Consider the following 22053-nt stretch of genomic DNA (forward strand, 5'->3'; position numbering starts at 1 on the left):
GGGTTGTAAATAGTGTTAGTTTTATCCCATTGTGAGAGTCAAAGATAAATAGAGCCTAGCATTCCGGCAGTGTATACTTTCGACTCAAAATAACATCATATGGGAAGCTGTATGCCCCACACTACCGACCCTATAACAGGGTTGAAGAAACGAACTTTGCCGTTAGTTGTCTTTTTTGCCACATTTTTGATGACGGTGTTGTGTTTTGTTTTGGTTGCGGCGAATCAAAATAGGTCTTTGAATGAGAATCTGGATAGCTTTGCTCAGCATCAAACGCTCAGTTTAAAAGCGTTTATTGATAACGATGTCGCTTATATCGGTTCCGGTGCAAATTTTTTCTATTCTAATGATGTCGATAGTCGGGATCGATTTGATCGTTTTGCTCAGCAAACGATTAACGGTTCGAAAAGCCTGATCGGATTGCAGTGGATGCAAAAAGTAGCGGTAGAAGATATCGCCGCGCACACCGCCAAAATGAAAGCTCAATACCCATCCTATAGAATGTTTACTATCCCTAAACATGGGCCAAAAACTTATGGTTATGTCTTGGATGGCGAGCCCGTATTTATCGCGACAGATATTTATCCGAATGATCCAGTGAACAACGGTGTTTTGGGTTTTTACTCTTCTCGTGAGCGGTTTAATCTGGTCATTGATAACATTAAAAAAACACGTGAAGCGAATATTTCAGACAAAGTTCGTCTGTTGCAAGACGGTTTAGACAGCAACACACCTAAGAGCGGAATGTTGGTCTACCACCCTGTGTTTGATGGTCAAACGGACAATTTGTTAGGGGTTGTGATTGGTGTTGTTCGTACCACATATTATTTTGAGAAACTTCTGGCATCTACTGTCGGCGATATGGACGTTTATGTGCGTGTTACCGATAGCGGATTTGAAGCTGAAGATGCCCCGATAATGTTCGAAACCAATGGTTATGAAGCGGTAACTGGGCAGCACATTACAAAGACGATTACATTAACTAACCGTGAATGGATTATCGACTTCAAGATAGATGCATGTATTTCATTTAATGGTTACTTAGTGTTGGCGGGAATCGGCATAGTTGGTACCACTATCTCATTACTGCTTGCTTATATTGTGAACCTGCAAATTCGAGAGAAAGAGCGCTTATATCGAATGATTGATGAAAGAACAGAAGAACTTCGTTTTCTTGCCAATCATGACAGTTTAACGGAAATTTATAATCGCCGAGCTTTTAATAAGATGCTTGGTCAATCGATACAAAGCGATAAGCCGTTTAGCTTAATAGTGTTTGATGTTGATAAGTTTAAAGAGATCAATGATAAGTTTGGGCACCCAGCCGGTGATGCGTTACTTATCCATGTGATTAAGGTTATCTCAGTGAGCTTGAAGTCTGGAGACAACCTATTCCGGATGGGAGGGGATGAGTTCGGTATCATTTCGAGCATCACTGAACATGACTCATTGTCTCGCTATTTAGAATGTATTTTAGATACGGTGAGTGAGTCTCATTGCGAGCATTCTGGCCAGCTATTGAGTTGCACTCTAAGCATCGGGGCAACCATCCGCACTAATGAAGACATTGAAGCGCTCCTTCAAAAAACTGACAGCATGTTGTACCTAAGTAAGTCAAATGGCCGAAATCGAGTGACAATTGCAGGCTAAATGAGCACTTGATACAACTGGGGTCGAGTTCTTTATTAGGCTCATGTACAATTTCACGAAATTTTTGACGAGAGAATTAGGCGACGTATGAATCACAATCGAGTGGTGTGTTTCGATTTGGAAATGTGCTGTTGGAGCGAAGACGGTGTGGGAACAACAGGGGAGATCATTGAAATTGGTCTTGCTGAGATCGATCTTGTATCTGGAACCATCGTGAAGCGCGCGCAATATTACGTTAAGCCCGAAAAAGACGAAGTCTCTCTATTTTGCGCCGAGTTAACGGGCATTACCCCTCGTAAAATCGAAAAGCAGGGTCGCCCATTAGAGTCTGTTATCAAGTCGATGATTAAGAACTTCGGTGGCCCAAAGAAAATCTATGCAGCGTGGGGACGCGACGATCTTATCTTACACAAAGAGTGTATTGAGAAAGGCATTGAACCTCCGTTTAGCGAGTTCTTAAACATCGCAACGCTTTACCGTGTTCAGAATCGCTTGAAAGACAAACGCATTGGTCACCGCGCTGCTCAAGAAGCCAAAAATATTGAGTGGGAAGGTCGTCAGCACTCGGGTTATGTCGATGCTTATAATCTTGCGAAACTCACATTAACTATGTTGTAGCTAAATTTTTAGCTCCTCTCAGCCCTGTTTAGTCAGCTTTCAGTTTACCGATTCAAAAAAGCGACCGGTTTCTTAACCCGTCGCTTTTATTTATTTCAGTTTCCAATTCATTATTTCAGGCACTAATTTTCGCCTAAAACACTTAACTTACTCTTGATGAAGTCACAGTGGTCGACGTAGAGCAGTTCTGCTGTTTTACGGATCACAGAATCTTCGATAGGGTCAATTTCCCCGTCGGCATGCGCTACTTCCCACATCGCTTTGATTAAGTCGATTCGCACTGGCTGAGATAGGTCTCTGAGTTGCGATGTAAAGTCATACAGCGATACTGATTGCTCTACTTTCGGCTCTGCTTGCGCGAGCAGTACCTTTGCTTGTTCTTCATCTAAATCCAGCAAACGCTGCAGAAGCTGTAGCTTAGCGACTCTTTCTGATTCATTGATCTGATGGTCGGCACCCGCGACTTCACACAACAAACTCGCGATGGCGATATTAGGTGATGTGCCTTGGTTTTTGCTTAGGTCCTGGCCTTCAATCAATTGTTTAAACATTGATGTGAGAGAATTGAACATAACGAGCTCCAGTTAAAATTTGTATCGAGTTCCGTAACGCTGATAGCTATCAACTATAACCATAAGCATAAGCATAAGCATAAGCATAACTATTGGGTCTACAGAGTGTGATCGCAAGCGTCTTTACTAAAAACTGACATTACGGATACGCGAGCGATAAGGAGCATTTTATCAATCGGGCTCTGGGAAACGGGTAATTTTACCGTCGCCACTGAGTGTCGTGATCGATTGCGGTTTCCCATCAGTGTCTAGCCTCAATTCTCCAATCGCACTGCGGTTTGAAAGGCGATAGAAGGTCTGATTGTCAGGGCTTCGCTTTTCGATCTTCAAGCGTTTACGCTTAGTGAAGTAGTTCAAAACTGAGCGAGGGCTGTATAACAGGCGGTCCCATACATCGCAGAATTTAAGCAGCGGAGCAGGGAACTGATTTTTAATACCACTGCAGGTGATTTGATAGATGTTCGGGCTGTTGCGACGATACCTAAGCTTGATGTCATAAGCGAAGGAGTAGTGAACATCGCCAGAAAGTACCACGAAGTTGGTCGGTGTTTTGGTATGGGTAAAGATGCTGATCAGCGTATTAGCACTGCCCGGATGTGCCATCCAGTTTTCAGCGTCAATCACTAATGGCTTGCCGATTGTGGTCGCCATCTTTTGCAGTGTTTCAATAAACTTCACGCCAAACATCGGTGCAGCAGAAACGATCACCACTTTATCTTGATTCATTAACTGATGTTGAAACTCAATCAAGGCTTCCCAGTCCATTAAACCTGAAGGCTTGTTCATGCGTGACTCTGAACGCCAACGACGCGTACGAGTATCCAACACAATGACTTTGGGTGAGGTATCTATTGTGTAATGCCACTCTTCAAAGCGACTCAGCATCTCAATAAAGGCTTGATGCTTGTCTGGCTCGATGTTGCCAATAGAGTGAGTAGTCGCTGCATTGCCGGCTTCATTATGAGTTTGTTTACTAATGCGCGGTTGTTTAGTAATGAGCGGTTGAGCGACAAAAAGCTGTTTTGCTTGCTCGATAAACGTTTCATCGAAGCTCTCCGGTTTGTTACCCCAACCTTGACACATCCAGTAAGCCGCAAGGCCGTTACCAATGACTTGGGTCGCGAACTGGTTTTGGTCGACGGCATGCTCCCAACCCACGGTAAGGTTCCAATCATCCGTCACATCGTGATCATCGAAGATCATGTACGTTGGAATATGCGCGAACAGACGTTGCACTTGCGGTAAGCCAGCAATGAAATCATCCATGATGACGCTTTCATCACGCCATTGTTGCTGCTCAGTCGGTGTTAATTGGCGTCCACCTTGAGTGAAGTTATTCTCAATTAAACGCTCTCGATTGACGCATTGCCACAGTGTCGGAGACCAAACCAATAAGTACATCGCGATAAACTCAGACAGCGTGACCAAGTGGTTTTCACAATCGGTAGAGCTAAAAATCGGCACGCCACGGTTCGGGAATAACTTATCGATCATCGATTCTGAAGCTGTGTGGTGCGGCAAATAGTGATGACGCTGGTATAAGTGGTATTCACTGTTATACAGAGCGTCACTGTTGTTGATTTGTTTAATTTGCGAGTCAGTCGGTAAGCTTTCGCCTACAAGGCCAAGCAGGTGAATCACTTGTTGAATAGCATCAAGTGTTGGGCCTGCCACATGGTCGGCGTAGATCTGATCGCCGCTCATCATCAGCATGTCGGGTCTTTCAGCGACGGTTTGATCGGCCATCTTGTTATCGGCTGCAACTAGGCTGTCTTTGCTTGGATGATGCGGGTTGCGGCAAGAGCCATGAAGAATGTAATCAGCTGAGGTCGATATCTTAAACTCAACGCGAGATTTACCGTTGTAAACAAGGTGAGGGGCGAGCTCTTTTAGTGAACCTGACTCTGTGTGAATGTCATATTCAAGCAGCGTATTAGTCGGAAACTCACCTTGTAAGCGAATTAGCGTTATCCACGCATGTGTACCGATTTGAATCGAATCATGTTCTTCAAGCGATGAGGTATAAAACGGCTGGTCTTGTGCTGCTTCAGAATCGTCTATTTCTTGAGTATGAAGCTCGGCTCTGCCTGTAAGAGGCGAGCTGGTGGCTAACCAAAGTACCACTTCAGTCGCGGTGGTTTTTCTTAAAATGGGTCCGGCGAGTAACAGGGGAAGAGATGATGTCGTAGAGGGTTTCAATACGGTACCTAAAATCGTTGGTGGCTAGTCGTCGTGGTGTTCTTTTGTTTCGAGCTTGTTCGTGTCTGGCTTTGTGGTTCCAAGCGTTGATGCTTCAAATTCTACTGAGTCAGATTCTGTTGATTATGCTCTGCAATCTCAGGCTCTGTCGTTTCAGATTCTGTTGATTCAAGAACTTCGATAACTTCTGAGCTAGAAAGTTCATGGCCCATTAGAAATATTGCCAATAGGGCATCGGCTTTGGTCTTGGTATCGGAAGGCTCGTCTAATAACAGTTCGAGCTTTTCTCGAATCATAGCAATCTCGTGCTCAACAAAGCCACGGCCTTCTTCATCCCCTTGATTGTCTTCAGGGGCATTATCGAATTCAAGAAATAGCATGTCACCGTCTAGGTTGGTATCCACCAAACGCTCAGGCAACCACGCCTCACCCATAACAATATCTGGATCGGAATCTTTGGGTAAGTGATCTATAATGTTTTGTAATTCGGAGACTTTCACAATACTTTCATTTAACCGAGAATATTCTACATTGTAACGGTCAATGCCGAGCAAACCTAAAAATAGTTAGCCGTCATGGTTAATAAATGTCTAATCAGTAACACAATATTTTTTCAAAGAGTAATTACACAAGAATGAAGCTCAAATATTTACCGACTCTTCCTTCATCTGGATTGGTTTTACTAGGTAGCGCTTTCCTAAGTGGCATTTTCGTAAGTGCTAATGCGTGGGCCGCTGAAGAGCAAGAGTGGGGCATCGCTGCAATGTTCCGTACAGCAAGCATCCCTTATGACACGTCTGGTGGCGACCAATCGGTTAGCTCATTCGTACCGATGCTGTTTTTCAAGAACGATTATGTGTTTATTGACGGTACTGAGATGGGGGCATACCTCTATCAAACTGACGATGAGAAGTGGTCTTTCAATGCTATCTCTCGCATGCGCTTTATTGATATTCCTGCATCTGAGCAGAACGCGATTGAAGGCGATACGGCGGACTTTGGTGCTCAACTGACCTACCAACTTGATGATTCTTGGTCTGTCGAGACGGAGTTAATGAGCGACAGTGAATACAACTTCCACGGTAACTTACGAGCTAAAGCCAAGTATGAAACTGGAGATTGGGAGTTTTACCCGAGCGCGACGCTGCGTTATAAAAGTGCTGATTTCAACAGTGAGTATTACTCCGCATCTAATGAAACCATTGGTGCTGGTGTTGACTTAAATGTTGGTGTTGAAACGCGTTACCATGTGGTTTCTAACTTGTACTTATTGGGTTCAACCAGTGTGACTCGATTGGACGATAACGCTTACGATTCTTCGATTGTTGAAGACCGTTATCAGGGGGAATTGTACCTTGGCTTTGGTTTCTTTAACGACAAAGAGAAAGCGCCAAAACCTAAACTGAGCAATGCGCCGTACTTACGTGTCGCACACGGCTGGGGAACGCCATCCAATATTGGCGACATCATGAAGTTCAATCGAGAGAAAGACGAATACAACAACCAGTTGACCTCGTTCTTCTATGGACACCCGTTAACCGATGAGATCTTCGGTTTGCCACTGGATATCTATTTAACCCCAGGTATTGCGCACCACTGGAGTTCAGACGTTCAATCGAGCAGCACCGAATACATTATCGCAATCAAGGCGTACTACACCTTTGATTGGCCAACTCAGTGGCGTGTTGGTGTGGCAGAAGGTATGTCTTACATCGATTCGATTACCTATATCGAAGGCTCTGAGATGGACCGTAAAGGTTACACCGCAAGCCATCTATTGAACTACTTAGACTTCTCATTCGATGTCAACGTTGGCGACTTGATTGGTAAGAATGACTTGAACAACTTATGGTTCGGTTATTCATTGCATCACCGTTCTGCAATCTTTGAAAAATCCTCTCAGTATGGTCGTATCAAAGGCGGTAGTAACTACAACACGGTTTACTTCCAATATGAGTTTTAAGCGCAGTTTTTAACGTTAGCTTTAAACCAGAGTTGACTAAGTACGAATTACATTTGACCGCGCTTTCATAGCTCCTGCGAGTGTTAGCGAGATTAATCAGCCTGATAGCTAAAGGTTTTCCCTTTGCTGTCAGGCTTTTTTGTTTGAGACTTGTGATATAATCGCGCGAGTTTAATAAGTACAAGAATAGGACACGCTTTGACTTCGTCTCCGGAAAAAGCAGATAACAACAAGAATGCAGCACAGCCAAGTTCTTCACAGAGCAAAGCGAAACCAAACCAAGCTGCATCGAAAAAATCTGCTGAACAATCAGCGACAAACAACAAATCATCTCAGAATAGCCCAGCCTCTCTTCGTAAAGCGCTCAACGAATGTATGATACGCGATCGCTTCCGTTTGAGTAAGCGAATTGCTGGTGCGAGCAAAATTAAGAACGAACAAGCTAAGCACGCTGTCTTTGATGAGATTGCGTTAGACATTGCTAAGTCGATGATGACGGCAACTCAGCGTGCGGCACAGAAACCAACGATTGAATACCCAGAAATTCTCCCGGTTAGCCAAAAGCGCGAAGACATCGCGAAAGCCATCGCTGAAAACCAAGTGGTTATCGTGGCGGGTGAAACGGGTTCGGGTAAAACCACTCAGCTACCAAAAATCTGTTCTGAGCTTGGCCGCGGCCGCTTTGGCTTAATTGGTCACACTCAGCCCCGTCGTCTTGCGGCGCGTTCGGTTGCGAACCGTATTGCTGAAGAGATGGAAACACAGCTGGGTGAGTTCGTTGGTTATAAGGTTCGATTCAACGACCAGATTTCTGACAATACCCAAATCAAACTGATGACCGACGGTATTCTACTGGCGGAGATTCAACACGACCGTTTCTTAAATCAGTACGACACCATCATTATCGATGAAGCGCACGAACGTAGCCTGAACATCGATTTCATCATGGGTTACCTGAAAGAGTTACTGCCAAAGCGTCCTGATCTGAAAGTGATCATCACGTCGGCAACTATCGATCCAGAGCGTTTCTCTAAGCACTTTAACAATGCACCGATCATTGAAGTGTCTGGTCGTACTTACCCAGTTGATACGCGTTACCGCCCATTAGGTGGTGATGAAAGTGATTCAGACCGCGACCAAATCGAAGGCATCTTTGAAGCCGTTGATGAGCTGTGTGATGAAGGCCTTGGCGATATCTTGATCTTCATGAACGGTGAGCGAGAAATTCGTGATACCGCAGATGCATTAAGTAAACGCAACCTTCGTGATACCGAAATTGTCCCGCTTTACGCGCGTCTATCGGCGGGTGAGCAGAACCGTATCTTCCAGTCTCATACTGGTCGACGCATCGTTCTGGCAACCAACGTGGCAGAAACCTCGTTAACCGTTCCGGGCATCAAGTATGTTATCGACCCGGGTACGGCGCGTATTAGCCGCTACAGCTACCGAACTAAAGTACAACGCCTACCGATTGAACCAGTATCTCAAGCGAGTGCTAACCAGCGTAAAGGTCGTTGTGGTCGTGTTGCGGAAGGTATCTGTATTCGTCTGTACTCAGAGGAAGATTTCGAATCACGCCCAGAGTTTACTGACCCAGAAATCCTTCGTACTAACCTAGCGTCTGTAATTCTTCAGATGACAGCGCTTGGTCTAGGCGACATTCAAGCGTTCCCATTTGTTGAAGCGCCCGATAAGCGCAACATTCAAGATGGTGTAAGGCTGCTTGAAGAGCTTGGTGCGATCGCCACCGTTGAACCGTCAGCGAACAAAAACAAGAACCACGGCGACGACAAGAAGAAGCTAACCGCGATTGGTCGTAAGCTGGCAAAACTGCCTATCGATCCACGTTTAGCGCGTATGGTAATTGAAGCGCCACGTAACCGATGCCTACACGAAGTGATGGTGATCGCGTCTGCGTTGTCGATTCAAGATCCGCGTGAGCGTCCATCAGATAAGCAACAATCGTCTGATGACAAGCACAAGCGTTTCTGCGATAAAGAGTCTGACTTCATCACGTTTGTGAACTTATGGGATTACATCAAGCAGCAGCAAAAAGCATTGTCGAGTAACCAGTTCCGCAAACAGTGTAAGCAAGATTACCTCAACTATTTACGTATCCGTGAATGGCAAGATGTGTACTTCCAAATTCACCAAGCAATGCGTGAACTGGATACTAAGTTGAATACAGAACCGGGCAGCTACGATGGCATTCACATGTCACTGCTATCAGGTCTGCTTTCGCACATCGGTATGAAAGACCAAGAGAAGAATGAATATCAAGGTGCTCGTAACGCACGCTTCCATATCTTCCCTGCGTCTGGCTTATTCAAGAAGCAGCCTAAGTGGATCATGTCTGCTGAGCTGGTGGAAACCTCAAAACTATGGGGTCGTGTTATCGCGAAGATTCAACCGGAATGGATTGAACCGCTAGCGAAACACCTGATTAAACGTAGTTACAGCGAACCACATTGGTCGAAGAAGCAAGCGGCAGTAATGGCACACGAAAAAGTGATGCTTTACGGAATCCCAATCATTCCAAAACGCTTAGTTAACTACGGTGCGATTGATGCCACTGTCAGCCGTGAATTGTTTGTACGCAGTGCATTGGTTGAAGGTGAGTGGGAAACCAAACATACGTTCTTCAAACAGAACCGCAAGCTCCTGCAAGAAGTGGAAGAGCTTGAGCATAAATCGCGTCGTCGCGACATCTTGATCGATGATGATGAACTGTTCGACTTCTATGATCAACGTGTTGGCGAAGAGGCAGTGTCAGGCCGTCATTTTGATACGTGGTGGAAGAAGACCAGTCAGAAAACTCCTGAGCTGCTTAACTTTGAAAAGTCGATGCTGTTCCGAGGCGATGCTAGCCACGTTACTGATTTGGATTATCCGAACTTCTGGCACCAAAACGGTATTAAGTTGAAACTGAGCTACCAATTTGAACCAGGTGACGACAACGATGGTGTAACGGTACACATTCCGCTGCCTATCTTGAACCAAATTGACCAAAACGGTTTTGATTGGCAGATCCCAGGCCTGCGTCAGGAACTGGTGATTAGCCTAATTAAGTCACTACCAAAAACGCTACGCCGTAACTTTGTACCTGCGCCAAACTACGCAGATGCGTTCTTGGCACGTGTGACACCGCTTGAAGCACCGTTACTGGATTCTCTTGAGAAAGAGCTACGCCGCATGACGGGTGTGGAAGTGGTACGTGATGACTGGAAGTTAGACCAGATTCCAGAGCACTTAAAGGTAACATTCCGCGCTGTAGATCATCGCAAGCGTAAGCTGAAAGAACAGAAAGATCTGCATGAGTTGAAAGAGAGCCTGAAAGACAAGGTTCAAGAGACGCTTTCTAAAGTGGCAGACGACGATATCGAGCAGCAGAACCTGCACACGTGGAGCTTTGGTGAATTACCAAAAGTCTACCAACAGAAACGTGGTGGCTACGATGTTAAAGCCTTCCCTGCGCTGGTGGATACCAAAGACAGCGTAGAGATCAAACTGTTCGAAACCGAGCAAGAGCAAATCTCGGCAATGAAATCGGGTCAGCGTCGTTTAATCTTGTTGAACGTGCCATCACCGATCAAATACTTGCACTCGAACCTGCCGAACAAATCGAAACTTGGCTTGTACTTCAACCCATACGGACAGGTACTCGATCTTATCGATGACTGTATCGCTTGTGGTATTGATAAGCTGATTGAAGAGAAGGGCGGTTTGGTTTGGGAACCAGAGCAGTTTGAAGCTCTGAAAGAACACGTACGTGCAGAGCTGGGTGATACCGTAGTAGAGATTGCTCAACAGGTTGAAACCATCCTAACCACGGCATTCAGCATCAGTAAAAAGCTGAAAGGACGCGTGGATCTTTCTATGGCATTCGCACTTTCTGACATAAAAGCTCAAGTAGAAGGTTTGATTTTTAAGGGTTTTGCCACAGAATGTGGGTGGAAACGCTTGCCGGATATTCTACGCTATATGAGAGCGATTGAACGCCGCATGGAAAAACTGCCAATTGACCCGAACAAAGATCGTCTTCACATGATCAAAGTTGAGTCAGTAATGAATGATTACAAAGAACTGCTGAATAAAATTCCAAAAGGGATCGCGGTTCCAGAAAATGTAAAAGAGGTGCGTTGGATGATAGAAGAGCTTCGTGTAAGCTTCTTCGCACAGCAGCTCGGTACGCCTTACCCAGTATCAGATAAGCGTGTTAAAAACGCGATTGATGCTTGCTAAAGGAATAAAGCTAGACGCAATGGCAAGGTTTGGGTATAAATCTTGCTTATTGCATTACTAATTGAATAGTTATTACATACAGGGCGACTTGGTGGCAATTTATTACCACTCAAGGCCTGCCACTAGGACGAAAAAGGTCGAATATGAAAAAAACGTTATTGGCACTAGCACTACTAGGTGCATCTTCAACAGCAATGGCTGATTCTTGGTTGTACGGCGGTGTAATGGGTGGTCAAAACTCATTCGCTGGTGAAGATGAAAACGCGGTGGGCATCCACGTAGGTACAGGTATCCTTCCACTAATCGGTGTTGAAGCGGGTTACTGGGATCTAGGTTCTTTCGGCAGCGTTAATTACGGCAACCGCGATCTTAAGAATTTAGACGCAAGCACTGCTTACCTAGCGATTAAACCAAGCATCGATTTTGGTCCTCTTCACGTATACGCGAAGGGTGGTCTTCACTCTTACGAGCTTAAAGCTGATGGCTTCAAGCAAGACGATGTTGATATCATGTACGGTGTAGGCGCTGAATACTTCATCTTTGGTCCACTATCTGTAGGCGCTAGCTACCAAAACTTCAAAATGAAAGATGACGACTCTGGCGTATTCACGCTAAACGCAACTATCCACCTACTGTAATTACTTGCAGTCAGTGACAGACGTACCGTTGGTCACGGATATTTGTAGAGTTCGTAAGAATTCGTAAAAAATGCCAGCTTGATAGCTGGCATTTTTGTATCTGTTAACCGTGTAATCGCTACTCTGTTTTCTTATAACAGATAGCAAGCGGATGGTTATTTTTTACTGTTCAGAATACGCTGAATTCTTGGGTTAATCGATTTACCGTGTTTACTTTCGTACTCTTCACGTTTTAAATCGTTCAGGTTCTTTACAGAGTTAGCGGCAAGAAGGAATTCTGGTAACTCAGTTTCAAGCATGCCTTTCTCATCTAAACGTTTCGCTTCCAAGTAATACTTCTTGAACAGGCCATCGAGTTTGTTTTCAGCCGTGCGCTTTAAATCGTACAGTTTATTCTGGATTAACCATTGCTCAATCTTATTATCTGCAGAGCGTGACAACACTCGAATACGGCTATCCAACAACTCTTCTTCAGTCAAAGAATCTTTCAGGATCCAAAGCTCACCCATTTGCGGCGGCCAACTGTTGCCAAGTTGAATACGTTCATGACAGTGCATTAGCACGCGGTTAAGGCCGTCTGAATCGACTGAGTTAGCAAATTCAATAAACTTACCGCTCGGCTCGCTACCGTATTGGTATTCCCATTGTGTTTCGTACACGCTTAAGAAAGAACCAAACACATGGATACACCAATCAGTCAGCTCTAACTCTGCCGGATCTTGATCGACAACAGGCACTTTTTGAGACGAGCCTGCGTCGGTAGCGTTAGGTGTCGCTACATTAACTTCAGTGCTTTTTGCTTCAATTATTTCAGATCGTGCAGGAACGTCAGATACAACAGGCTCAGAAGGTTGGCTTTTTGCCTTTTTGAATGAGCTGCTGCCTGAAGCGTTCAGATGGGCTAAGCTTTTGTCTATACCCATTTCCTTGAGCTTGTCCTGCATTTCCTGAATATTGAGCGGTCTTCTGCTGTTGTTGTCTTTCATTTTGCTTCTCGTTAACTAGCCAGTACTGCAGCTTGGATTCAATCCGAGATAGTGGCATTAATTCATTAGCTTTGGCTTTATACCAAAGGACAAATTTCTTCCATACTAAACTATGGTCACCGGCCAAGCCGGAGAATTTAAACGCACGTTCTGCCCATGATGGGATCTCTTCTTCGTTGAGATCATGAGTAGAAACGGTGTTGCTGTTCATTGAGCCTCGGCCTTGTGGGCGAGGAGCATATTGCGTGTTTTGCATTGGTGCCGGAGCAGGCTGAAACTTGGGTGCAGGTGCAGGTGCAGGTGCAGCTGCAGTAGAGTAAACCGGAATACTATTGACCGGTTGAGTTTCAACTTGAACCGCAGCTTGCTCTTGCTCAATGAGCATTTTGAACACGTGTATCTCTTTCTTGTCTCGATAATCTACTTTTACTTTATCGAGGAAACCTTGGTCGACTAGACACTTAAGGCAATCGGCTAAACCGAACGTCGAGAGAGCACAAAGTTGACCTGCTGTTTGTAGGCACACATTGGTGTAGCCGAATTCGTCAGCACCGTCTGCAAGCATCAATAAAACCAGCTTTTCTGCAGGGCTAGAAGTATTCACTTGCCAAGCTAAATAAGAATATTTGGCGCTCAATATCGTGTTCTCAAAAAAGGTAAGTCGTTGTCACTATTGTAAGTCACCCCTTACCGAATTTATAGCAACTTAACAGAAAACGGCATTAGTAAGCCAAATATTGACCATAAGGAGACGTCTGCCCCATAAAGTAAGCCTACAGTCATTCATTTTTGTGGTTTAAGCTAGGAATCATTGGGCATGAATACGCATAGCAGCTTAAAGTGCCTACATTCTTTGTTAGGTTAAGAATGCCCAATTCGCGTCCACATTCTGTTGGTCACAATACAGGTCTTTTTTTAAAGTCTTCTCTTTAGGTCAACTATTGATGATTTTCTTAGCTATATCCCATTTATTCTCTTTCCATTCACAAAGTGTATTTAATTTATAAAACCCCTTGATATGATCAATACTTGCGCTATTATGACGATAAGTCAAAAATGACGAAGCGTCACAAAATGGTTAACTACATGAATTTACTATTCGTGTTAATATATTGGATAGGAGTGTTTTAAATACTGGCGAAGCTTAGATAACGGCTAAGCTCATATACGGACTAAAAAATTATGTTTGGCTTTGGTTGTAAAGGCGATAAACAAGGTATCTTTGGTTGCAAAGGCGTGTTGTCTAAAAAGCAGCAGTCTATTGCAGACCGAGAAGTAGAGTTGATGTTGTTAGCAAAAGATCTGGTTCGAGAACAAGGGTTCGGAAACCTCACGATGGACAAGCTAACGGCAGCGAGCTCTTATTCTAAAGGTACGATATACAATCACTTTTGCAGCAAAGAAGACGTCGTTTTAGCGTTATGTATTCACTCTCTCAAGACAGAAGCAATGATGTTTGCTCGCTCTGGAGAGTTTGAAGGCAACACACGTGAAAAGATCGTCGCATTGCACGTTGCTTACCGAATCTATGCTCGCATGGAACCGGTACTATCAACCTGTGCGATCATGGCTAAAAGCCCGTGGGTACTAGAGAAAGCGTCTAGTGCACGCGTCGCCGAGATGAATGAACTGGAAGAGTTGGTGATTGAACAATGCGACTCTATGGTTAACCAAGCGGTAGAAGCGGGTGACCTAAAGTTCTCTTCTGGCGTTGGCTCAGATGCCATCGTTTTTGCTAACTGGTCAATCGCATTTGGTTCAAATGCCTTGTCACAGAACGCATCAAACAGTCATTGTATTAAGCGGTTACAAGACCCGTATTCAGTATTACACAACGCGAACATGATTCTAGACGGCCTAAATTGGCAGCCCCTTTCTAGTGACTGGGATTACCGCAAAACTTGGCGTCGTGTAGAACAAGAACTGTTCAGTGAAGAGATCGCTTACTTAGAGTCTGTAGGTCGATAGCTTCCGTTAAGCCCACACATGTGGGTTTATTAATAACCATTTTTGACGATTCGTCACAAACTTGAGACTGACCGACTGTGGTTGCTGTTTTCTTGAGTGTTTGACTAAGCATTGTGTCTTTTGTCAGCTTCGGCTGGCTTTTTATGACACAAATATGACGAATCGTCACAAATGGAGACTGTGATGAAACATGACAGCCAGAAGCCCACGTTCGATCAGCAAAACCGAGATAACCCTAATGCTGATAGCGCAAACACAGATCTAAACAGTTGGCACTCAATACCTACCAAGCGTTCGTTTATCGTTCTGCTGGTGGTGTTTTCAATCATCATTCTCTCTGCATTAGGGGCTAAGAACCTCTACTTTAGAGGGGACTACAACATCTTCTTCGAAGGCACCAACAAGCAGTTGATGGCGTTCGATGAAATCCAAACCACCTTTGCAAAAACCGACAACCTTGCGATTGTTGTCGCACCTGAAGATGGCAATGTCTTCACCCCTGAAACTCTCACCCTGATTCAAAATCTTACGGTTGATGCGTGGCAGATCCCGTATTCAAGCCGTGTCGATTCCCTTGCTAATTATCAGCACACCGAAGCCATTGAAGATGATCTTTTGGTAGAAGACTTGCTGTATGAAGAGTACGAACACACACCAGAACGCATCGCCAAAGTAAAACAGATCGCCCTTAACGAGCCGTTGCTTAAGAATGCCTTGGTGTCGGCCTCTGGCGATGTGACGATTGTGAACGTCACCGTGCAACTGCCAGAAGTGGACAAAACCGCAGAAGTGCAAGAGGTGATTGCGGCAATCAATACCATGATCGGCAAGTACCAAGCTCAGTATCCTAATGTCGAATTCCATAAAGCGGGCATCATAGCCATGAACAACGCATTTATGACTTCGGCTCAAGAAGACAGCTCAACGCTCGTTCCCTTAATGCTGTTGGTGGTACTGGTGTTCCTGACCTTTATGCTGCGCTCGTTCTTTAGTGTGGTGGCGACGCTCATTGTGATCATCTCTTCGATTGTTGCCACCATGGGATTGTCTGGTTGGGCAGGGATGTTCTTGAGTACCGCAACCGTGAATGTGCCAACCTTGGTTTTAACTTTGGCGGTGGCTGATTGTGTTCACGTGATTGTGACCATGAGACAAGCGATGCAGCGCGGTATGGAGAAAGCACAAGCCATTCAATACAGCATCAAGCTCAATGCGATGCCGATTCTGATCACCTCGGTGACCACTGCGATTGGTTTCCTGATGATGAACATGTCGGACTCACCAGTGCTGCGTGATTTCGGTAACTTATCGGCACTGGGTGTACTTATTGCGTGCTTCTTGTCTGTGACTATGTTGCCAGCGTTGCTAAAACTGCTGCCAGTCGAACGTCTACCTGCCAACCCTAAGGCGGCAGACAAAGTCACCTTCATGGATAAGCTGGGCGATTTTGTCGTAACTAACCGTAAAGCACTGCTGCCGATTTCTACGCTAGTGATTGTTGGCGCTGCCGCGTTAATTCCGCTCAACAAAGTCAACGATGAATCGGTGAAGTATTTCGATACCTCAAGTGAATTCAGACAAGCGGCTGACTTCATGGAAGAGACCGTAAGCGGCATGACAACCCTCAGTATCGCAGTGAAAACTAACGAGTCTCAAGCGATTGCTGATCCTGTGTTCTTGCAAGCAATTGGTGACTTTACTAAGTGGCTACGCGTTCAACCAGAAACTGACCATGTGGCAACGCTTTCTGATGTTTATATGCGTTTGAACAAGAATATGCATGCCGACGACGACAGCTACTACAAGCTACCGCTGAACCGTGAACTTGCCGCGCAATATCTGCTGCTTTACGAAATGTCTCTGCCGTACGGCTTGGACTTGAACAACCAGATCAACGTCGATAAATCATCGATCAAAATGGTACTCACCGTCGATAACCTTGGCAGCGTTGAGCTAGTCGAACTCGAAGAGCGCATTTACTCATGGTTTGCAGCCAATGCACCGCAATATGAAGTGGTGGCTTCGAGCCCGTCACTGATGTTTGCTCATATTGGCGAAACCAACATGGCGAGCATGCTATCAACTTTGCCTATCACCCTAGTGCTTATCTCTGGCTTGATGATCTTTGCATTGCGCTCGGTTCGCTTAGGCATGATCAGCCTAGTGCCCAACATTGCGCCTGCGATCATTGGCTTTGGTTTATGGGCGCTTATCTCAGGTGAAATCAACCTCGGTTTGTCAGTCGTGGTCACGCTCACGTTGGGTATCGTGGTTGATGATGCGGTGCACTTCTTGAGTAAATACCAGCGCGCAAAAATCGAAGGGAAATCAGCAGAAGAAGCGGTTCGATACGCTTTCCACACCGTAGGTCGCGCTTTGTGGATCACCACTGTTGTGCTAGTGGCCGGTTTCTCTGTACTGGCGATGTCGAGCTTCAGACTCAACTCCGACATGGGCTTACTCAGCGCGATTGTGATTTTCATTGCGCTGGTGGTCGATTTCATCTTGCTACCAAGCTTACTGATGATCTTCGACAAACAGACCCACTATTCAGCTAAAACTCAGCACGAATCAAAGCCAGATACCAAGTCGCAGCCTAGATCGACAGCCGAACTGACTACTTCGACCAAATAAGGAAACGTCGGCCTGCTGCGGTGGGCTGACTCAAGGAGATATTTATGAAAAGCGTTAAACAAACATTCGCTACTACATTACTTACTGTTAGCTCGTTGGCACTGAGCACATTCGCCGCTTTCCCAGCATTAGCAGACCCAGCGAAAGGCTTAGAAATTGCCGAGCAACGTAAAGCGGTCGATGTCGGGTGGGGCGATTCTGTCGCAACCATGGAAATGCTACTTCGCAACAAACAGGGCGAAAGCAGTACACGTCTGATGCGATTGAAATCTTTGGAAGTCGATGACGATGGCGACAAAGGCTTAACCATTTTTGATGAACCACGCGACGTAAAAGGCACGGCTTTCCTAAACCATTCGCACATCACCAAATCCGATGACCAGTGGTTGTATCTTCCTGCACTCAAGCGTGTAAAACGCATCTCTTCACGCAACAAATCTGGCCCGTTTATGGGCAGTGAATTTGCGTATGAGGACTTAAGCTCGTTTGAACTTGAAAAGTACACCTTCAACTACATTGAAGACGCGAAACTGGAAGGCGTAGACACCTTTGTTTTAGAGCAAGTACCGACCGATAAAAACTCAGGCTACACCATGCAAAAGGTATGGCTAGACCAACAGCACTACCGCCCAATGAAAGTCGAGTTTTACGACCGCAAAGGCGCACTGCTTAAAACTCTATCGTTCCAAGATTACAAACAGTACCTAAACCAATACTGGCGCGCACACACCATGGCGATGCAAAACCATCAAACAGGCAAAAGCACCGTATTAACCACGACAGATTTAGTGTTCCAGACCGGTCTTAAAGACAAGGATTTCCAAAAGAACACACTAAAACGTGCGAAATAAGGCAGGAATATGAAAAGGATTGTGGCAACAGGAACCCAATTATCCTTAACCTTGGCGGCGACCGTCGGGCTTATGCAGGTGTCGTTGCCTTGTGTGGCGGCAGGCTTTAGTCCTGATATCGCAGGGCAGGTTAACCTTGAACATAGGCAGTTCTTTAGCGACGGCTTTCAAGGGCAAGACAAAGGACAAAGCTCACTGGTGTTGCAGCCAGAGTTTTACTGGGAGCAACAAGAGGACAACGGCAGCATTACCTTCACCCCGTTTTATCGCCTAGACAGTGAAGACGATGAACGAACTCATGGTGATATTCGCGAAGCCTTGTATTTAACCTATTGGGATGATTACGAACTGCGAGCGGGTGTTGGAAAGGTATTTTGGGGCGTAACCGAATCGGCGCATTTAGTGGATGTGGTAAACCAGACCGATGCCATTGAATCGGTCGATGGCGAATCCAAGTTAGGTCAGCCTATGGTGCACTTCACCTCGATAAAAGAGTGGGGCACCATAGACGCCATGTTACTGCCGTATTTTCGTGAGCGTACCTTCGCAGGCGAAGACGGTCGATTAAGGCCAACCGTGCCAGTATCGGACGATGCGCTTTACGAATCTTCACGAGAAGAAAAACACGTTGATGTGGCATTGCGTTACAGCCAAATGTACGGTGATTGGGATGTCGGTTTAAGCTACTTAGGCGGCACAAACCGCGACCCTTATTACCGTGTGGAAGGCAATCAACTCAAGCCATACTACGCCCAAATGCAACACTTCGGATTGGATGTTCAAGGCATTATCGGTGACTGGTTATGGAAGCTGGAAAGCATTTATCGCGACAGCTACGACAACCATACCGGCGTGGCGACAGGCTTTGAATACACTTGGGTAGGGGCGCTTGAATCGTATTGGGACATCGGCTTCATCGCTGAATACTTGTATGACAGCCGAGGCAACAATGCCCAAACCATCGGCCAAAACGATGTGTTCCTTGGCGCCCGTTTCGCCTTGAACGATGAAGACGGCACCGAAGTGCTTACTGGTATCACTCAAGACTTAGATAACAGTGATGTCTACAGTGCCAAGCTAGAGGCATCGAGCCGTATTAACAACAATCTCAAGTGGCGACTGAATGCTTGGTTGTTTGAGAACGAAACCCCAGAGGACTTGTTGTTCTTCGCACGCAAGGATGACTTTGTTGAGATGGCGTTGGAATATTATTTCTAATGTTAGCTTCGTGGGGCGTTCCTGTTGGGGGGACGTCTCAAATTTAAGATGAGCCATATTTAGAATGTTCAAAGTCGTCTTTTTATAAAGTGGATCAAACAATCGAATAAACCTACATGTAAAATGGTTATATTTTTTCAGCATCTATAACCTCCGAATATGCATGTAAATCGTGCTGGTGGTATCGGCCTTAAGGGATTTATGAATTCATTTAATTGGGATAAAAACTTTGAAACAGGCATTGGTGTTGTAGATGAACAGCATCAATATCTTGTTGGTATTATCAACCACTACGGAAATCTGTTGTCAGAGAACACTATCTCTATCGACGACATAAACGTCGCTTTACTCGATCTCACATGCTATGCCGAATTTCACTTTAAAGAAGAAGAATCTTTGATGAGAGATTGCGGTGTGTATGAGCGACACATTGAAGAGCATATCAAAGTGCATCGTGTATTTATGCAAGATATCTACAGTATGCAAGCTTTCATCATGGAAGAAGATCAGTCGTCAGCACGGCAGTTACTTGATTTATTGATCCACTGGCTTGCTTACCACATCCTCGGCATCGACCAAAACATGGCGCGACAAATGACCGCGATAGAAGAGGGCGCGACACCTCTGCAAGCCTTTGAAGCGGAAGAAAAGCAGCAAGATTCTGCGACTGTCCCGCTGTTGGCTGCGCTTAACGGCCTGTTTGAACAAGTCTCTGAACGAAACAAACAGTTGTTACGCTTCAACCAGTTACTCGAAGATAAAGTTGAGGAACGTAAGGCAGAATTAAAACGAGCGAATAAGAGACTTGAAGAACTGTCATTAACCGACTCTCTTACTAATTTGCATAACCGTCGTAGTGCTTTTAAACAGTTAGCGCTGCATTGGCAAGACTCCAAAGAACTGGGTATGCCTTTAGTGTGTATTATGATTGATGCCGACCACTTCAAGCGCATTAATGACACCAGCGGCCATGATGCAGGCGACTTGGTGCTACAAACCCTCTCGCGTGAACTGAAAAACACGTTCCGTAATGATGATATTGTTTGCCGGTTAGGTGGCGATGAGTTCTTGGTTATTTGCCCAAACACCGACCTTAAAGGTGGGATGTACATCGCGGAAACCGCTCGACAGAAAGTGTCTGAATTAGAGGTTGAAACCAGTCATCAAGTTTGGATTGGCAGTATTAGTGTCGGTGTCGCTGAAATGACCCAAGAATTCGAAACCATGAACGAATTGATTAAAGCGGCGGATGAGTCCGTCTATTTAGCAAAAAACGCAGGGAAGAACAGCGTTTGTTCTATTCAGATCTAGCCTTCAGGTCATTTCCAAATTAAGAAGTGGAACCTGTAATTGTTCCACTTCTTCCTACTCCTCATTAATATCCTGTTAAATTTGCCGTGTTTTTAGGCAATAACTTGTTCTTTTAGCGATTCAATTTGGCATTGGTTGCGTGTTTGATTACTATGTGTAGCTATCTAAAAAAACTAATCATCCGATACGGACACTACCAACTGGTAGATGAGGAAATGATGCAACATCTAGAAGAGATCATTGCTAATGCAACGACTGCTATTGATACAGCAGATTCGTTAGTCGCACTTGATGAAGTGCGAGTTCAGTATTTAGGTAAGAAGGGTGAACTAACTCTTCAACTACAAAGCCTAGGTAAACTTCCACCTGAAGAGCGTCGCACTGCTGGTCAAGAGATCAACAAAGCGAAAGGTGCTGTTCAACAAGCGATCGCAGCTCGCAAAGACGCACTACAACGTGCAGAGCTTGAAGCGAAACTAGCTGAAGAAACTATCGATGTGAGCCTACCAGGTCGTCGCATTGAGAACGGTGGTCTTCACCCAGTTACTCGCACTGTTGAGCGTATCGAACAGTTCTTTGGTGAGCTTGGCTTTAGCACTGAGTCTGGCCCTGAGATCGAAGATGCATTCCACAACTTTGATGCACTAAACATCGCAGACGATCACCCAGCTCGTACTGATCACGATACTTTCTTCTTCAACCCTGATCTAATGCTACGTACGCACACTTCTGGTGTTCAAATCCGTACGATGGAAAACGGCAAACCGCCATTCCGCTTCATTGCTCCGGGTCGTGTTTACCGTAACGACTACGATCAAACTCACACGCCAATGTTCCACCAAGTGGAAGGTATGTTAGTTGATGAGAACGTAAACTTCGCACAACTTAAAGGCATTCTTAACGATTTCCTTTGTAACTTCTTTGAAGAAGAAGTTGAAGTGCGTTTCCGTCCTTCATTCTTCCCGTTCACAGAGCCTTCAGCTGAAGTTGACGTGAAACGTAAAGATGGCAAATGGCTAGAAGTTCTAGGCTGTGGCATGGTTCACCCTAACGTACTTCGCTCTGTTGGCATCGACCCTGAGAAATACTCTGGTTTTGCATTCGGTATGGGTGTAGAGCGTCTAACGATGCTTCGTTACGGCGTAAATGACCTTCGTGCGTTCTTCGAGAACGACCTTCGTTTCCTTAAACAATTCAAGTAAT

General features: G+C 45.3%; 16 protein-coding genes. 11 read left to right on the top strand and 5 right to left on the bottom strand.

Annotation, left to right across the window (positions count from 1 at the left end; genetic code table 11):
- Positions 1-111 precede the first annotated feature (111 nt).
- Together AB4503_RS14085 and AB4503_RS14090 are read left to right on the top strand one after the other, a co-directional pair.
- Positions 112-1650, top strand: a complete 1539-nt coding sequence (locus tag AB4503_RS14085) for a sensor domain-containing diguanylate cyclase (RefSeq protein WP_017060437.1) — start codon at positions 112-114, stop codon at positions 1648-1650.
- Positions 1651-1737: 87 nt separating this feature from the next.
- Positions 1738-2268: a 3'-5' exonuclease gene (locus AB4503_RS14090; protein ID WP_017060438.1), complete on the top strand. Its 531-nt coding sequence runs from the start codon at positions 1738-1740 to the stop codon at positions 2266-2268.
- A 122-nt stretch (positions 2269-2390) separates the two neighbouring features.
- On the opposite strand, the gene AB4503_RS14095 is transcribed toward AB4503_RS14090, so the two are convergent.
- From AB4503_RS14095 to AB4503_RS14105, 3 genes are all read right to left on the bottom strand, one after another.
- The gene (locus tag AB4503_RS14095; RefSeq protein ID WP_017060439.1) at positions 2391-2840 is read right to left on the bottom strand and encodes a TerB family tellurite resistance protein; all 450 of its coding nucleotides are present in this window, start codon (positions 2838-2840) and stop codon (positions 2391-2393) included.
- Positions 2841-3011: 171 nt separating this feature from the next.
- Positions 3012-5039: an alkaline phosphatase family protein gene (locus tag AB4503_RS14100; RefSeq protein WP_372051705.1), complete on the bottom strand. Its 2028-nt coding sequence runs from the start codon at positions 5037-5039 to the stop codon at positions 3012-3014.
- Positions 5040-5140: 101 nt separating this feature from the next.
- Positions 5141-5593 (bottom strand): hypothetical protein, encoded by a 453-nt coding sequence (locus AB4503_RS14105; RefSeq protein WP_102428589.1) that lies wholly within the window; start codon positions 5591-5593, stop codon positions 5141-5143.
- Positions 5594-5673: 80 nt separating this feature from the next.
- On the opposite strand from AB4503_RS14105, the gene AB4503_RS14110 reads away from it, so the two are divergent.
- The 3 genes from AB4503_RS14110 (at position 5674) to AB4503_RS14120 (ending at position 11882) form a co-directional block, all read left to right on the top strand.
- Positions 5674-7002 (top strand): MipA/OmpV family protein, encoded by a 1329-nt coding sequence (locus tag AB4503_RS14110; RefSeq protein WP_017070881.1) that lies wholly within the window; start codon positions 5674-5676, stop codon positions 7000-7002.
- Positions 7003-7200: 198 nt separating this feature from the next.
- Positions 7201-11244 (top strand): ATP-dependent RNA helicase HrpA, encoded by a 4044-nt coding sequence (gene hrpA, locus AB4503_RS14115; RefSeq protein ID WP_372115149.1) that lies wholly within the window; start codon positions 7201-7203, stop codon positions 11242-11244.
- Between the two features lie 143 nt (positions 11245-11387).
- Positions 11388-11882, top strand: a complete 495-nt coding sequence (locus AB4503_RS14120) for an outer membrane beta-barrel protein (RefSeq protein WP_017065440.1) — start codon at positions 11388-11390, stop codon at positions 11880-11882.
- A gap of 155 nt (positions 11883-12037) precedes the next feature.
- On the opposite strand, the gene AB4503_RS14125 is transcribed toward AB4503_RS14120, so the two are convergent.
- Together AB4503_RS14125 and AB4503_RS14130 are read right to left on the bottom strand one after the other, a co-directional pair.
- Positions 12038-12805 carry a hypothetical protein gene (locus tag AB4503_RS14125; protein WP_171732213.1) on the bottom strand — a complete coding sequence of 256 codons (768 nt, stop codon included), beginning with the start codon at positions 12803-12805 and terminating at the stop codon, positions 12038-12040.
- Positions 12726-13505, bottom strand: coding sequence for a hypothetical protein (locus AB4503_RS14130; RefSeq protein ID WP_372115151.1), 780 nt, complete (start codon positions 13503-13505; stop codon positions 12726-12728). The genes AB4503_RS14125 and AB4503_RS14130 overlap by 80 nt, the downstream gene beginning before the upstream one ends.
- 545 nt (positions 13506-14050) lie before the next feature.
- Here AB4503_RS14130 and AB4503_RS14135 point away from each other — a divergent pair.
- From AB4503_RS14135 to pheS, 6 genes are all read left to right on the top strand, one after another.
- A complete protein-coding gene (locus tag AB4503_RS14135) occupies positions 14051-14836 on the top strand; it encodes a TetR/AcrR family transcriptional regulator (protein WP_004741595.1) in 786 nt (261 codons plus the stop codon).
- 171 nt (positions 14837-15007) lie between these two features.
- Entirely contained in the window at positions 15008-17470 is a 2463-nt protein-coding gene (locus AB4503_RS14140; protein WP_372115153.1) for an RND family transporter, read from the top strand.
- 44 nt (positions 17471-17514) lie between these two features.
- Positions 17515-18321, top strand: coding sequence for an outer membrane lipoprotein-sorting protein (locus tag AB4503_RS14145; protein ID WP_017060448.1), 807 nt, complete (start codon positions 17515-17517; stop codon positions 18319-18321).
- A gap of 9 nt (positions 18322-18330) precedes the next feature.
- Positions 18331-19539, top strand: a complete 1209-nt coding sequence (locus tag AB4503_RS14150) for a hypothetical protein (protein WP_372115155.1) — start codon at positions 18331-18333, stop codon at positions 19537-19539.
- A 201-nt stretch (positions 19540-19740) separates the two neighbouring features.
- Positions 19741-20850: a GGDEF domain-containing protein gene (locus AB4503_RS14155; RefSeq protein WP_372115157.1), complete on the top strand. Its 1110-nt coding sequence runs from the start codon at positions 19741-19743 to the stop codon at positions 20848-20850.
- Positions 20851-21068: 218 nt separating this feature from the next.
- On the top strand, positions 21069-22052 hold the full coding sequence (gene pheS, locus AB4503_RS14160; RefSeq protein ID WP_004734764.1) for a phenylalanine--tRNA ligase subunit alpha: 984 nt from the start codon (positions 21069-21071) through the stop codon (positions 22050-22052).
- Position 22053 lies beyond the last annotated feature (1 nt).

The sequence above is a fragment of the Vibrio sp. 10N.222.55.B11 genome (genome assembly GCF_041473705.1).
Lineage (GTDB): Bacteria > Pseudomonadota > Gammaproteobacteria > Enterobacterales > Vibrionaceae > Vibrio > Vibrio crassostreae_C.